The sequence below is a fragment of the Rhodococcoides corynebacterioides NBRC 14404 genome, from assembly GCF_001894765.1.
In the GTDB taxonomy this organism is placed as follows: Bacteria; Actinomycetota; Actinomycetes; order Mycobacteriales; family Mycobacteriaceae; genus Rhodococcoides; species Rhodococcoides corynebacterioides.
Genome location: NZ_BCWV01000003.1, coordinates 658100 through 672893, shown reverse-complemented (window position 1 = coordinate 672893; position 14794 = coordinate 658100). Strand labels below are relative to the sequence as shown.

Annotated in this window: 13 protein-coding genes; 8 read left to right on the top strand and 5 right to left on the bottom strand. The window is 72.9% G+C overall.

Translation table 11 applies throughout. The features are described from left to right. The first annotated feature begins 242 nt into the window (after positions 1-242). From RC2_RS08480 to RC2_RS08465, 4 genes are all read left to right on the top strand, one after another. Complete coding sequence (locus RC2_RS08480; protein WP_139277320.1) at positions 243-812, top strand: hypothetical protein; 570 nt, start codon at positions 243-245, stop codon at positions 810-812. Beyond that, the gene (locus RC2_RS08475) at positions 809-2218 is read left to right on the top strand and encodes a hypothetical protein (RefSeq protein ID WP_068145213.1); all 1410 of its coding nucleotides are present in this window, start codon (positions 809-811) and stop codon (positions 2216-2218) included. The genes RC2_RS08480 and RC2_RS08475 overlap by 4 nt, the downstream gene beginning before the upstream one ends. A 16-nt stretch (positions 2219-2234) precedes the next feature. After that, complete coding sequence (locus RC2_RS08470; protein WP_068145211.1) at positions 2235-2519, top strand: DUF6802 family protein; 285 nt, start codon at positions 2235-2237, stop codon at positions 2517-2519. 209 nt (positions 2520-2728) lie between these two features. Continuing rightward, positions 2729-4558: a phosphoenolpyruvate carboxykinase (GTP) gene (locus RC2_RS08465; protein WP_068145209.1), complete on the top strand. Its 1830-nt coding sequence runs from the start codon at positions 2729-2731 to the stop codon at positions 4556-4558. Between the two features lie 175 nt (positions 4559-4733). Here the strand turns inward: RC2_RS08465 and RC2_RS08460 are convergent, their stop codons facing one another. Together RC2_RS08460 and RC2_RS08455 are read right to left on the bottom strand one after the other, a co-directional pair. Then, a complete protein-coding gene (locus tag RC2_RS08460; protein ID WP_082895354.1) occupies positions 4734-5699 on the bottom strand; it encodes an ROK family protein in 966 nt (321 codons plus the stop codon). Positions 5700-5716: 17 nt separating this feature from the next. Further along, complete coding sequence (locus tag RC2_RS08455) at positions 5717-6472, bottom strand: class I SAM-dependent methyltransferase (protein WP_068145206.1); 756 nt, start codon at positions 6470-6472, stop codon at positions 5717-5719. Positions 6473-6595: 123 nt separating this feature from the next. On the opposite strand from RC2_RS08455, the gene RC2_RS08450 reads away from it, so the two are divergent. After that, positions 6596-7840 carry a glycosyltransferase family 4 protein gene (locus RC2_RS08450; protein WP_068145297.1) on the top strand — a complete coding sequence of 415 codons (1245 nt, stop codon included), beginning with the start codon at positions 6596-6598 and terminating at the stop codon, positions 7838-7840. On the opposite strand, the gene RC2_RS08445 is transcribed toward RC2_RS08450, so the two are convergent. Then, entirely contained in the window at positions 7782-9494 is a 1713-nt protein-coding gene (locus RC2_RS08445) for an MmpA family trehalose lipid delivery protein (RefSeq protein WP_068145300.1), read from the bottom strand. The genes RC2_RS08450 and RC2_RS08445 overlap by 59 nt on opposite strands. A gap of 9 nt (positions 9495-9503) precedes the next feature. Between RC2_RS08445 and RC2_RS08440 the strand changes: the two genes are divergently transcribed. Together RC2_RS08440 and RC2_RS08435 are read left to right on the top strand one after the other, a co-directional pair. Further along, complete coding sequence (locus RC2_RS08440) at positions 9504-10712, top strand: lipopolysaccharide biosynthesis protein (RefSeq protein WP_139277318.1); 1209 nt, start codon at positions 9504-9506, stop codon at positions 10710-10712. Further along, the gene (locus RC2_RS08435; protein WP_068145203.1) at positions 10709-11662 is read left to right on the top strand and encodes a fumarylacetoacetate hydrolase family protein; all 954 of its coding nucleotides are present in this window, start codon (positions 10709-10711) and stop codon (positions 11660-11662) included. Before RC2_RS08440 ends, RC2_RS08435 begins: the two co-directional genes overlap by 4 nt. Before the next feature lie 101 nt (positions 11663-11763). Here the strand turns inward: RC2_RS08435 and RC2_RS08430 are convergent, their stop codons facing one another. After that, positions 11764-12408, bottom strand: coding sequence for a hemerythrin domain-containing protein (locus tag RC2_RS08430; RefSeq protein WP_068145199.1), 645 nt, complete (start codon positions 12406-12408; stop codon positions 11764-11766). 172 nt (positions 12409-12580) lie between these two features. On the opposite strand from RC2_RS08430, the gene RC2_RS08425 reads away from it, so the two are divergent. Beyond that, positions 12581-13558: an alcohol dehydrogenase catalytic domain-containing protein gene (locus RC2_RS08425; protein ID WP_068145195.1), complete on the top strand. Its 978-nt coding sequence runs from the start codon at positions 12581-12583 to the stop codon at positions 13556-13558. Between the two features lie 4 nt (positions 13559-13562). Here RC2_RS08425 and pgfA read toward each other — a convergent pair whose 3' ends face one another. Then, entirely contained in the window at positions 13563-14717 is a 1155-nt protein-coding gene (gene pgfA / locus RC2_RS08420) for a cell envelope lipid trafficking protein PgfA (protein WP_068145292.1), read from the bottom strand. Positions 14718-14794 lie beyond the last annotated feature (77 nt).

The following is a 14794-nucleotide window of genomic DNA, read 5'->3' as shown; positions in this document are numbered from 1 at the left end:
GCTCGATCCCAGTCGGGTCTCGACCCGAGGTCGAGACTCCGGCAGGAACCGTGACGTTTCGGACGGCGTCACAGCGACCGCACACACCCGTCGCTCGTGCGACCGCGCACACCCGTCGCTCGTGCGACCGCGCACACCCGTCGCTCGTGCGACCGCACACGCCCGTCGTGCGTGCGACGATGGCGCCGCTGTCGGTCGGCGGGGGGTCGGGCGACAGGGTGGAGACGGTCGAGGGGGGCACGATGACCAAGGAACCGGAGTCGGCGACGCGCGCCGCTCTCGCGGCGTTGACGGCCACGACCGACGACGACGCCGTCGCGGCCGCCGTCGCCCGCGCCCGCGGCGAGATCACGACGGGCGTCACCGGCCGGCCGGGCGCCGGCAAGTCCACGCTCGTGCGCGCGCTGTCGGACCGGGTCTCGGGCCCGCTCCTCGAGCTGCACGGCGTGGACGCGCCCGATCTACCCGATCCGCGGCTCGACGTCGACGTCCTCCTGCACGTCATCGCACGCGGGTTCACCGACGCCGACCGCGCCGTTCTCACCGCTCGGCGTTCCGCCCCGACCCTGGTGGTCGTGGGTCGACCCGATCTCGCGATCGGTGGTCCCGAGAAGTGCGACGCGGTGCGTGCCGAGGACGCAGAGGCCGTCGTCGGGTGGTGGACCGCGGCGTGCGCCACGGCCCGTCGGCGTCGGGACCTGGCCTTGTGCGCGGAGCTCGAGACCGTCGCGGCGGCCCGACCGGCCACCCGCGCCGCGGTGGAGACCTTCCTGCGCGATCCGGCGATCGCCGCCGTGCGCGGCGCGTCGTGACCGGGCCGTGGCCGACCGACGTGGCGCGCGTGCTGGCGCGGTACGGCCCGGCGGGAGCCGCTCGGCCGGGACACGACGGGTCGGTGGTGCTGGTGGTCGCGCCCGGACTCGACGACGGGCCGATTCGTGGGGCGATCGCGGAGTCCGGGCGCGTGCTCGCCGACGCCGGGTCGGAGTCGGCCGGGACCGTCGTCGTCCTGCCCGATCCCGCGCTTCCGGTCGGCCGCACTCTCGCGGAGGGCCTGCGGGCCGTGCCGGTACGCGCGACCGCGGTCGTCGTCGACGAGGGAATCGCCGACGCGACTCGTCGCGACGTGCTGCGCCGGCTGGGCCACGTTCGCCGGGTCGTGGTGGCGACGCCCGACGGGTTGTCGGCCGTCCTGGCGACGACGACTGCACAGGAGACGGAGACGGTGGCGGGGAGGGCGGGCCTCCTGCGCACCGCCCGTGCGGCCCTCCTGTCGACCGCCCGGACGGATTCCGCCGCGGTCGAGGTGGAAGCCCTGCGCGAGCGTCGACGACGCGTCGCGGCGACCCGCCGCGCCGGCGCCCCGGACTCGCGGCGTGCGGCCGCGCGGGTGCGGGTGGAGCTGGCTCACCGCCTCGGTGACGCGCGTCGGGCGGTGACCGCGCAGGTGTCCGACGTGATCGTCGATGCACGGCGGGTCCGCCGACGGGCCGGTGACGCCGGTGTCGCGGCCGCGGTCACGACACTGGTCGACGCCGCGTCCGCCACTCTCGCTCGCGACACCGACGCCGCCGTTCGATCGGCGCTCGGCGGGCCCGACGGGAGCGCGGAGCCGAACCGATTCGGCCGCACTGACACCGCACGGCCGCGCCCGGAGGTCCGGTGGAGTGCCGACGACGGTGTCGCCGTCGTCCTCGCGTCGTCCGCCGGTGCCGGCGCCGGGAGAGCGCTGACCTGGGCGCTCGGCGTCGGGGGCGGTGCCGCGGCCGTGCTCGGGACAGCGGTGGCCGTCGCCCTGACCGCCGTGGTGACCTGGTCTCGCCGCACGTCGGGACGGACGCGGGCCGAGCGACGGTGGGCCCTGGAGGTGGTGGCGGACACCGCGGCGGCGTGGGAGCGCGACGTGGCCGTGGCGGTCATGACCGCCGAAGCCGACGCGGCGGATCGGGCGGCGGCCGCGATGCGCGAGGACGCGGCGCGGCGCGAGGCCGAGCTCGCGGGAATCGACACCGAGATTCGCCGGGTGGGGGCGCGCGCGGCGGCCCGCGCCGCGGCCTACGAGCGGGACCTCGCCGTGCTCGATCGGGCTCTCGACGAGTGGGCTGCCGGCGGCGCGGTGCCGGGTCCGGAGTCGACCGGCGGGCGGCCGGGAACCGAGTCGAGTGCCGCTGCGTCCAACCTCCCGGGCGCGGTGACCCGTGACCGGGGAATCCCATGACGGACAGGGGCGAGTGATGGAGTGGGCCGACGGACTGGTCGATCCGGGGCGAGACGACTCGGGTCCGCCCGAGTTCGAGTTCGAGCCGACCGTCGACGCGGGTGGTGACGGCGTGGTCGACACCATGGTGTTCCGGGCCGATCTCGCCTCGGGTGAGGCCGGCCTGGTGATCGCGGCGGACCTCGACGGCGACGGCGCGGTGGATCGGGTGACCACGGTCGAGGACGACGGTGACTTCGTCCGGTTCGTCCACGACGAGGCGGACGCGGTGTGGACGGTGACGGAACGCGGGTCGTTGTGACGGAAGGGTCGTCAAATGTCCTGACATAGCCCGGTTTTCGTCGAGGTTACTGAATCGGTTCTGTGACAGATCGGACATACCCGATCGCCCTCCCGGTGTCATCACGGCGTTAACCTCTAGGTCCAGGACACTCGTGGCCCTGCGCTGACGCGTTCGCAAAACCCGAACGAGGCAGGGCGCCCGGGATCAGCCCGCGTATTGGAGACAAGATGACCGCGACTCTTCCGCGTCTCGACGGAACCGACGGCACCCCGCCGACCACGCACGCCGGCCTGCTGGCGTGGGTACGCGAGGTCGCCGAGCTGACCGAACCCGACCGGATCGTGTTCGCCGACGGGTCCGACGAGGAGTGGGAGCGGCTCACCGACCAGCTCGTCGAGGCCGGCACCTTCACCCGTCTGAACGCGGAGAAGAAGCCGAACTCCTTCCTGGGCAACTCCGATCCGTCGGACGTCGCCCGCGTCGAGTCCCGCACCTACATCTGTTCCGAGCGCGAGATCGACGCCGGCCCCACCAACAACTGGATGGCGCCGGACGAGATGCGGTCAACGATGACCGAGCTGTACCGCGGCTGCATGCGCGGTCGCACCATGTACGTCATTCCGTTCTGCATGGGCCCCCTCGACGCCGAGGACCCCAAGCTGGGTGTCGAGCTCACCGACTCCGAGTACGTCGTCGTCTCCATGCGTGTGATGACGCGCATGGGCTCGGCGGTGCTCGAGAAGCTCGGTGAGGACGGCTTCTTCGTCAAGGCGCTGCACTCGCTGGGCGCCCCGCTGGCCGAGGGCGAGCAGGACGTGCCCTGGCCCTGCAACGACACCAAGTACATCTCGCACTTCCCGGAGACCCGCGAGATCTGGAGCTACGGCTCCGGATACGGCGGCAACGCGCTCCTGGGCAAGAAGTGCTACTCGCTGCGCATCGCGTCGGCCATGGCCCACGACGAGGGCTGGCTGGCCGAGCACATGCTGATCCTCAAGCTGATCTCGCCGGAGGACAAGGCCTACTACATCGCGGCGGCGTTCCCGTCCGCGTGCGGCAAGACCAACCTCGCGATGATCCAGCCGACCGTGCCCGGGTGGCGCGCCGAGACCATCGGCGACGACATCGCGTGGATGCGCTTCGGCAAGGACGGTCGCCTCTACGCGGTCAACCCCGAGTTCGGCTTCTTCGGCGTGGCGCCGGGAACCAACTGGGACTCCAACCCCAACGCGATGCGGACGATCGACCAGGGCAACGCGGTGTTCACCAACGTCGGCCTGACCGACGACGGCGACGTGTGGTGGGAGGGCCTCGAGGGCGATCCGCAGCACCTCACCGACTGGCTGGGCAACGAGTGGACGCCGGAGTCCGGCACCAATGCGGCGCACCCCAACTCGCGCTACTGCGTGCCGATGTCGCAGTGCCCGTCGATGGCTCCCGAGTGGGACGACCCGCAGGGTGTGCCCATCTCGGCCATCCTGTTCGGCGGACGCCGCAAGACCACCGTCCCGCTGGTGACGGAGGCGCGCGACTGGCAGCACGGCGTGTTCATGGGTGCCACCGTGGGCTCGGAGCAGACCGCCGCGGCCGAGGGCACCGTGGGCGCGATCCGTCGTGACCCGATGGCGATGCTGCCGTTCCTCGGCTACAACGTCGGTGACTACTTCCAGCACTGGATCGACCTCGGCAAGAACGCCGACGAGTCGAAACTGCCGAAGGTGTTCTACGTCAACTGGTTCCGCCGCGGCGACGACAAGCGCTTCCTGTGGCCCGGATTCGGCGAGAACTCCCGCGTGCTGAAGTGGATCGTCGAGCGCATCGAGCACAAGGCCGCGGGCGTCGAGACGCCCGTCGGTGTGGTGCCGACGGCCGACGCGCTCGACATCAGCGGACTCGACGTCTCCGTGGACGACGTCGCCGAGGCGCTGGCGGTGAACGTCGACGAGTGGAAGCAGGAGATCCCGCTCATCGAGGAGTGGTTCGACTTCGTCGGCGAGAAGCTCCCCACCGGCATCAAGGACGAGTTCGAGGCGCTGAAGCAGCGGCTGAACTCCTGATCCACCCTTACGTCACGAACGCCCCGGCCCTCGCGGGTCGGGGCGTTCGGTCGTGACGGGGCATGCGCCGCTGCACACGAGTCGCCCGAACCGACGGGTATCCGGCGATCCGACCGACTCGTGTGCGTTCCGGCATCGCTCCGACGCGGTTCGGCCGTCTCGGTCCAGGTTCGGACTAGGCGGCGCCGTGGGCGAGAACCGCCGCGCCGGTGAGGGTTCCGATGCCGCCCAGTTCGGCGGGGACCACCGTGAAGTCGGTGAGGAAGCCGAGGCGTGCGTGCAGCGCCACGGTCTCCTGCAGCGGATTCCAGAGCGCGTCGCCGGCGGCGCTGAAGCCGCCGCCCACCACGGCGACGTCCAGGTCCAGCAGGGCGGCTGCGGACGAGATCGCCTGACCCAGTGCCACACCCGCGCGCTGCAAGGCCGCGACGGCGAGCGAGTCGCCCTCGCGCGCGGAGTCCGCCAATTCCACGCCGGTCTCGCCCGCCCACCCGTTCTCGCGTGCCCAGCGCACGGCGTTGGGGCCGCTGGCGACGGTCTCGACGCAGCCGACGCCGCCGCACGTACATGGGTCCACCGAACCGGGAACGACGATGTGGCCCACGTGCCCGGCGTTGCCACTGCGTCCGGACACCGGACGTCCACCGAGGATCACGCCGCCCCCGATGCCCGTGGACACCACCATGCCCAGCACGTTGTCGTGGCCGCGGGCGGCGCCGAAGCGGTGTTCCGCCAGCGCCGCGCACGCCCCGTCGAGTGCGAGATCGACCGTGGCGGAGGGGAACAGGCCGCGGACCGCGTCGACGATCCCGAAGCCGTCGTACCACTCGGCGATGTTGATCGGACCGACCGTTCCGGCCACGGTGTCCACCGGACCGGCCGAGGCGATACCGACGGCGGTGACGTCGTCGATCTCGACGTCCGCGTCGGCGACGACGGTCAGCAGCAGTTCCTCGCACGCCGCCCAGACGTTCTCGGTGGGGGTCGGGACGACGACGGGATTCCCCGGACGCCCGTCGTCGCCGACCAGCGCGGCGGAGAACTTCGTCCCGCCGATGTCGAGAGCGACGACCTGCGATTCTCGCGTGCCCCGAGCGGGGCGACCGGCAGCGGACGTGGGGCGGGTGCGCGGTGCGGTCATCCGAGTCACCCTAACCGTCAGCGCGCGCGCAGCACCAACACCAGATTGCTCACCGCCGCCTCGCGGAAGGCCGGGACCCGGACGCTCCACCACGCCCAGCGCGGATGGTATCTGGGGAACGCGGCGAGCAGCTCGCCGCTCGATGTCGTTCGTGCCCAGCGCAATCCGTGCGACGCGCGAATGGGGAACAGTGACGCGCCGAAGCGGTTCTTCGGCTCCCGGCCGTGGACGCGGGCGTACCGCCGAGCGGCGTACTCCCCGCCCAGGACGTGCCACGGCCCCGTCTCGTGCCCCCCGAACGGACCCCACCACAGCGTGTAGGACAGCACCACGATCCCGCCGGGGCGGGTGACGCGCAGCATCTCCTCCGCCAGGTCCCACGGGCGGGCGACGTGCTCGGCGACGTTCGAGGACAAGCAGAGATCCACGCTGTTCGTCCGGAACGGCAGCGCGGTGCCCGAGCCGCGCACGGAACCCCGAGCGTCGAGACCCGCGGCGTGCATCTCGCCGGCGTCGGGTTCGACGGAGACGTAGGTGGCACCCGCGGCGGCGAACGCGTCCGCGAAGTAGCCGGGGCCGCCGCCGACGTCGAGCACGGTGCGGCCGTCCAGCGTGGTGTCGGTGGCGCCTCGCCACAGGTCGTCCACCATGCGTGCGGTGTCGTCGGCCAGGGTGCCGTAGAAGCGGGCGGGGTCCGATTGTTCGTAGCCGAACTCGCGGATCAGCGATACCGAGCGGGCCAGCGTGGCGCGGCGGGCGACGGCGGCCGTCACCGGACAGGGGGCGCTGCGGCGGATCGGCACGGCTGCCGACTGTAACCGTCCGGCCGCACACGGACCGATCGAGCTTGGCATACTCGACCCCCGGACGACCGGGGAGGTGACGGTGTGGGCGAGCTGCGTGAGGTCCTGCTGCTGTGCTGGCGTGACACCGGCCATCCCCAGGGCGGTGGCAGCGAACGCTACCTCGAACACGTCGGCGCCGGCCTGGCCGCGCAGGGCGTTCGGGTCACGCTGCGCACGGCCGCGTATCCCGGTGCCCCGCGTACCGAGATGCGCGACGGCATGCGCATCAGCCGTGCCGGGGGACGGCTCACCGTCTACCCGCGCGCCCTCGCTGCGATGCTGGTCGGCCGGTGGGGCGTCGGCCCGCTGGCCGGGCTGCGTCCCGACGCCGTCGTGGACACCCAGAACGGCATTCCCTTCTTCGCCCGCCTGGTGACGCGGGCGCCCGTGACGGTCCTGGTCCACCATTGCCACCGCGAGCAGTGGCCGGTCGCCGGCCGCGTCATGGCGCGCCTGGGGTGGTTCCTCGAATCGCGCGTGTCGCCGCGGGTCCACCGGTCGGCGCAGTACCTCACCGTCTCCCTGCCGTCGGCGGACGAACTGGTCGCGCTCGGCGTCGACCGTGACCGGGTGGCGGTGGTCCGCAACGGTGTCGACGACCTGCCCGCGGGCCTCGAGGCGGGTTCCGAGACGGGTGTCGCAGCCACGCGCGCGTCCGAACCGACGCTCGCCGTGCTGTCCCGGTTGGTCCCGCACAAGCAGATCGAGGACGCGATCGACGTCGTCGCCCGCCTGCGCACGGAACGGCCGTCCCTGCGTCTCGACGTCGTCGGTGGCGGCTGGTGGGAGGACCGGCTGCGGGCACACGCGCGCAGTCGGGGCGTCGCCGACGCGGTCACCTTCCACGGTCACGTGACCGAGCGGCGCAAGCACGAGGTGCTCGCCCGGGCATGGGTCCACGTCCTGCCGTCGCGGAAGGAAGGGTGGGGTCTCGCCGTCGTCGAGGCCGCGCAACACGGCGTGCCGACGGTCGGCTACCGCCACTCGCGGGGGTTGACCGACTCGGTGGTCGACGGCGTCACCGGCGCGCTCGTCGGCGACGAGTGGCGGGCGCGGGCGAGCGACGTCGACGAGCTCGCCGACGCCGTTCGCGACCTGATCGACGACGACGCGCGGCGTCGCCAGCTGGGGGAGAAGGCGCGCGCCCGCGCCGAGGACTTCTCCTGGGCACAGTGCGCCGACGCGGTGGCCTCGGTGCTGCGGGACCGGGCCGACGGCACGATGGTCGCGGGCCTGGTCATCGGCGACGCGACCGCACCGTCCCGGCCGCCACGGTCGCGCCCGCTGCGAGGGTGAGTCCCGCCCACAGCAGATGGGTGGCGACGGCCGCGGTGCGGTCGGCCGGGGCCGGCGTGATCGCGTCGGGAACGCGGTAGAGCACGAGATCCGGCCCGGCGTAGACCTCGTCGAGTGCGCCCACCGCCTCGTCGACGCGACCGAACTCGCCGCGCGAGGAGACCTCGAGCAGCACCCACCCCACGCCGAGGCTCGGATCGGGGGCGCGTCCGGACAGCAGCCGGCCCTCCACCTCGCGGGCGCGCTCGCCCTCCCCGGCCACCACATGCCCGCCGACGGGCAGATCGCCGGTCTGGAGGACGTCGGCAGCCAACCAGCGCGGGGCGGGGTCGAGGACCGGGACCTCCCCGCTGAACGGGAACACCCGGAAGGTGCCGGACGGCAGCACGGCCACGTCCTGCTCCGATGCGCCGATCGCCGCGGTCACCTGCGCCCAGTCGTCCGGATAGTGCACGGGGCGCAGCGCCCCGCCCGCTCCCCACGCCAGATCCGGCAGGGCGGCGACGACGAGGAGCGAGGCCACCCCCGCACGCATCGCGGTCGTGGACCCGGCCGCGGCCGCCAGAGCCAGACCGGGCATCCACAGCGCGACCCACTTCTGACCGTCACGCAGCAACCCGGCGCCGGGGACGGCGTCGGCGGCCCAGCGCCCGACGTCGAGACCGAGCGGTGTCGCCGCGAGGGCCGTGAGCAGGACCGCGAGCAGGCCGAGGCCGATCAGGGCGATGATCGTCGGGCCGCGACGTCGTCGGAGTGCGGGCACCCCCGCGGCGGCGACCGCCAGGAGAAGCGCCGTGCCCACCAGCGCCCACCACGTGGTCCGCGACGACGGCACTGCGTCGGCGTTCCAGATGCCGCCCAGGCCGGCGAGGGAGCCGAGGGTGGCCAGACCCGGTTCGGCGCGCGCCGCGAACGCCGCCACTCCGGCCGGGTCCGACTCCGCCCCGGCCCCGGAGGTCAGCGCCGCCACGGACCACGGCGCCGACAGCAGCAGGGTCGCGGCGAGCACGACGCCGGTCGCGAGGCGGCGAGGCGCACCCGGAGCCAGGACGACGACCGCCGCGACGAGCGCGTTGAGCAGCAGGCCGGTGGGCGTCAGCCCGGCGATCCCGAGGCACAGCACCACGGCCGCGGCACGGCGAGCGGTGACCGCGCGACGCAGGGACTCGGCCGCGACGACGGTCCACGGCAGGACGGCGTACCCCACCACCAGACTCCAGTGGCCCTGCAGCAGTCGTTCCGCGACGTACGGATTCCAGATCGCCACCGTGGCCGCGACCACCCGCGGTGCCGCCGACGCTGTGTTCAGCAGGCGCGCGACCATGACACCCGCCCCGATGCCCGCGCACGCCAAGGCGAGCAGCAGGATGCCGACCACCAGGGTGCCGCCGTCGACGACGGACGACGCCACGGCCACCACCGCGTCCTGCGGGACCGCCCGCGCCGCGCTCTCCCCGAGGCCGAGTGCCGAGTCGGTGAGGTGCGATCGGGGCGTCGTCACGCCGTCGCGCAGCAGCAGGTGACCACCGCCGGGCAGCAGGACGCCGAGCAGCGGACCGAGGGCGACCGCCGCCAGCATCACGGACCACACCGCAACACCCACCCGGGCGCGCAGGGTCGTCCCTGCCCGGGCGGGGGCCGTCGTCCCTGCCATCATGAGGGCATGATCCCTGCGCGCGCCTCCGCTGTGGCGGCCGGGGTGAGCATGGTGACGGCGGGATCGATGCTCGCCAACCTCGCGTCGTACGCCCTGCAGGTGGTGGCGGCCGACCTGCTGGGACCGACGGGGTACGGCGAGTTCGGTCCCTTGCTCGCGGCGCAGCTGGTGCTCGCGGTGCCGGCGCTCGCGGTCCAGACGGTGATCGCGCGGGACGCGGTGCGCGGACGACCGCGGGCGTCGTTGCGACGGACCGGCCGGCGGTGCGCGTGGGCGGTGGCCGGGGTGGCGCTCGTGGCGGCGCCACTGCTGTCCCTGGTTCTCGACATCACCCTGCCCGCGGTCGTCGCCGCTGTCGCCAGCGCTCCCGTCCTCGTCCTTCTCGCCGCGGAACAGGGTGTGCTGCAAGGGGGGTCGCGGTTCCGGGAGCTCGGCCTGGTGCTCGGTGCGGCGGGCGTGGGCAAGGTGGCGCCGGCCGTGATCGCGCTGGCACTCGGAGCGTCGGCCGGTCCTGCCCTGCTCGCGAGCGCCGCCGGGTCCGCAGCGGTGGTGGCCCTCGCGCGCGTGGTCGCCGACCGGAGGGCCGACGTCGCGGTCGGCGCCGCGGTGGGCCGGGTGCGAGACGTGCTCGCCGCGTCGCAGGTCCAGCTGGTCATCGTGCTGCTGACGTCGGTGGACCTGCTGCTCGCTCGCCGCGTGCTCGATGCCGACCAGGCCGGGATCTACGCCCTGGGCGCCGTCGCCGCCAAGGGCGCGTTCTGGTTGCCGCAGGCCGTCGGTGTCGTGCTCTACCCCCGGATGGCGGACCCGCGCTCGTCCACCGCCGCGGTGCGCAGCGCACTGGCCGTCCTGGCGGGGATCGGCACGGTCGTCGTCGTCGGCGCCGCCGTGGCCGCGCCGCTCGTGACCGTGGTCCTCGGACCGGAGTACGCCGCCGCCGCGCCGCTCCTGTGGATCTTCGCAGCTCAGGGTGCGCTGTTGTCGATGGTGCAGTGCGCGCTCGTCGCGTCCGTCGCGCGCGGTGACACGCGACCGGCGGCGCTCGCGTGGCTGGTCGTCGTCACGCAGGCCGTCGTGATCCTGCTCGTGGCCGACAGCACGACGTCGTTGGTCGTTGTGGCCGTGTGCGGTGCGGCGGTGGCCACCGTTGTGACGACAGCCGTGGCAGCCCTCCCGCGCGGTGTGTTTGGATCGACGGAGGGGGTGTCACGATGAGAATTCGGCGGGGACGGACCGGAGTCGACGTTCTGCACGAGGCGACCGACCGGTGGTTCGACACCGGCGGCGCGGACGGCGTGCCGACGACCGTGGTGGAGTTCCTGGCCGGCGGTGAACGGGTGCGCGACGCAGCACGGACGGCGATCGAGCGGGCCGTGAGCGAGGGAGCCCCGTCGACCGAACGCACGGCGTCGACGGCCTTCGAGCCGCGATCGTTGCGCTGCTTCGCCGGGTGGGAGAAGCACTGGAACCAGGCGGCCGCGACCCTGGTCCGGCACAACCTGCCGGCCGTGGTCCCGCTGGCCAAGGCCTACCGTGCGGTGACGCGAAAGACGTTCCCGCCCATGGCTCCCGGCCCCGAATTCGGGCGGCACCCGGTGTACTACACGGGCAATCACCTCACCGTCGTCGGCGACGGCGACCCGATGCCCTGGCCGCAATACACGGAGAAGCTCGACTTCGAGCTGGAGTTCGCGGCGATCGTCGCCCGTCCCGTTCGGGATGCGTCCGTCGCCGAGGCCGAGGCCGCCATCGGCGGCTTCGTGGTGTTCGACGACTTCAGTGCCCGGGACGTGCAGTGGGTGGAGCAGCGCGAGGGACTCTTCGGCCCGGTGATCAAGACGAAGACGTTCGCCAGCTCCATGAGTGCGGAGGTGGTCACCGCCGACGAGATCCTGCCCGTGCTGGACGATCTCGGCGGCACCGTCACCGTGAACGGCGAGGTGTGGTCCTCGACCTCCACCGCGGGAGCACGCTGGTCGATCGCCGAGGCTCTCGCCTACGCGAGCCGCGGCGAGTCCGTCGGACCGGGAGAGGTGCTGTCCTCCGGCACCCTGCCGTCGGGCTGCGGGCTCGAGTTGGACCGGTGGATCCGACCGGGTGATCGGGTGACGCTGGCGATCGAGCGGATCGGGTCGGTCACGAACACGGTGGCTGCGCCGGCCTGAGGGTCACGGCCGCGCCGGCCCGATGGTCACGGCCGCGCCGGCCCGATGGTCACGGCCGCGCCGGCCCGAGGGTGGCGGCCGCGCCGGCCCGAGGGCGTGGCTCAGCCGCGGACGGTCCCGACGTAGTCGAGGTAGGCGGGCGCGCCGATGGCGGTGTACGCCTGCTGGACCGGCTCGGGCAGGTGCGAGAAGAAGACGTCCCAGTTCTCCTCCGGGGTGTCCTCGGCCATCTGTCCCAGCACGATCATCGCTTTCTGCGGGGGCAGCAGTCCGAACCCGCGAGCGCCGAGTTCGCCCCACTCCTCCGGGGTGAGCAGCTGGTCGACCAGCGGGAGGATGCGCGCTTCCTCGCGGTCGAGGTGGTCGACCAGCGGAGGCAGCAGGGTGTCGAGTGCCTCGGCCAGGCGGTCGCCGTGCATGCGGTCCGCCGTGCCCGCCCAGTCCCGGAGCGCCGACTGCACCGCGTCGATGGAGGAGCCGATGCTGCCGTGGTCGGCGTCCATGGAGTCGAACAGATCGGTGAACTCCGCGGCTCGCTCCCGCAGCTTGGGCCAGAGCAGCTGATCCTCGCCCTCGTGGTGGTGGTGCAGGAGGTCGAGCAGGTCGGTGAGGTGCTCGGCCACCACGCTCGATCGGGTGGTGTCGCCGTCGGGCACCGCCCGCACCATGTCCGGGGCCAGCCGGAGCTCGCGGCGGAACACGCTGTGGATGATGACCATGTCACGCGAATCGGTCTTCTCGGCCATGCGAGCTCCCCGGAGTTGCTGCTGATGTTGCGGCGGAGCGTACGCCGGGGGCGCTCCACGCGTCGCGGTTTCGGGTTCTGCTCGGGTTCCGTCACCTTCACCGGTTGCACCGCGTGCAGGGGACCGGAACCTGCGCACTGCGCCCGGCGGCGCTCCGTGTAGAGAAGTACGCATGCGCGCCCTGGTGATCGAGGAGTTCGGCCGGCCCGGTGAGCTCCGGGAGGTGCCGCGGCCCGATGCGGCGCCCGACGGGGCCGTGATCGCGGTGGCGGCCACGGGGGTGTGCCGCAGCGACTGGCACGCCTGGCAGGGACACGACGACGGCGTCCCGTTGCCGTTCGTGCCGGGCCACGAGTTCGCGGGCACGGTGGTGTCGGTGGGCAGCGAGGTGGACCGCGCCTGGCTCGGGCAGCGCGTGACCACGCCGTTCGTGTGCGCGTGCGGTCGGTGCGCCGAGTGTGCGGCGGGTGAGCAGCAGGTGTGCGCCCGGCAGGAGCAGCCGGGTTTCACCCACGACGGGTCGTTCGCCGAATTCGTCGCGGTGCGCTACGCGGAGACGAATCTGGTGGCGCTGCCCGATGCGGTGTCGTTCGACGTCGCCGCCACTCTCGGCTGCCGCTACGCGACGGCGTGGCGGGCGGTGCATCGTCGGGCGCGGGTGGTGGCGGGTGAGCGGGTCGGGGTGTTCGGGTGCGGCGGTCTGGGCCTGTCGGCGGTGATCGTGGCCGCGCAGGCGGGCGCGCACGTCACCGCAGTGGATCGGTCGCCGGACGCGCTGGAGTTCGCGCGACGGCTGGGCGCCACCGACGCGGGGACGACGATGCCGTCGGACCTGCAGGTGGCGTTGGAGTGTTCGGGCCACCCGGCTCTGGTGGACGCCGCGCTGCGGTCACTGCGTCGGCGCGGCCGACACGTCCAGGTGGGGCTGGTGCCCGGCGGTGCGCACACGGCGATGGACGTCGCGATCGCCCGCGAGTTGGACGTTCTGGGCAGCCACGGGATGCCCGCGCGCGACTACCCGGAGCTGCTGCGCACGCTGCCGATCGACGCGGTGGCCTCGATGATTGCGCGCCGAGAACCACTCGAGGGCGCCCAGCATGCGCTGGACGCCCTCGGTGATGCGGCCGGGGTGACGATCCTCCACCCCTGACCGGTCAGTCCTTGCGCAGGTTGGTGCGCGGGATCTCCTCGGTGCGGTCGGTGGTCCAGTCGTGGCCGGGACCGTCGGTGCCGCGCGAGTCGTAGGCCTGCGTCGGGGCGTCCGGTGCGGGCCCGGTCGCGGTGGCGGGACGGCCGGTGCCGCGTCCGCCGCGCAGCAGCAGGACGAGCCCGAGGATCAGGGAGATCAGACCGACGACGCCGGCGACGATCGGGATCGTGCGGCCGATGAGCGCGATCTGGTCCATGCCGTCGCGGGCGCGGCCGAGCTGGTACTCGACGGTGTTGTCGTCGAAGGCGATCGGCGCGCGGATGACGTCCACCTCGGGGGTGCCGGCGCGGCGTGCGTAGTACTGGTGCACGTCCTCCTCACCCTTGACGATCACGCCGGTGGTGGGTTCGACGTAGATGTCGCGGGTGTTCTCGTAGAACCGCGTCATGGTGATCGGCTGCTCGCCGCCCTCGACACCCCAGGTGCTCGCCGGCAGGGAGAGCTTGTTGGTCGGGGAGGGAACCACCTGCGACAGGTCCTGAGCCGGGATGGTCTGGGTGTAGTGGTAGACGGTCACGCCCTCGATCTGGGTCTCCTCGACGAAGGTCATGTCGAAGGACTGCCGCGCCACCGTGTCGAAGAACGGGTACGTCTGCTTCTGCGCGTCGAACGGGAACTTGTACTGCAGACCGGTGTGGGGGACCTCGGTGGCCGGCTGATCGGCCTGGCTCTGGATGGAGCCGACCGGGTCGACGGGCATGGAGGACACGCGGTCGAGCGTCACGCGGTCGACGACGGCGGTGAGCAGGCCGGTGTCGCCCTGACGGTCGGTGCGGCGCAGCGTGGAGCCGGCCTGCACGGTGATGCGGTCGGCGTCCGACGGCTCCTCGGTGGTGACGAACCGCTGCGACACCAGGGGAACGTTCTCGTCCACCCGCGCGGGGCCCGCGGAGAGGGACCGGGAGTCGAGCACCGATCCGGTGCCCGTGGCGACGGTGGTGATCTCGAGGTCCAGCGGGGTCTTCTCGAGCCGTCCCACCGTGTAGAGCGGGATGAGGATCGCCACCACCAGCAGGAACACGCCGAGGCCGATGAGGATCGACGGAAGCACACGCTTCGGAGACTGGGTCGACGCGGGTGCCGACGAACTTCTCGCCATGGACATGAACTCCTGTGGTCAGGTGGTCGAGCGTGGCCGGAACTGCCCGAACCCTAACGTATCGCCCGCGTGGGGGC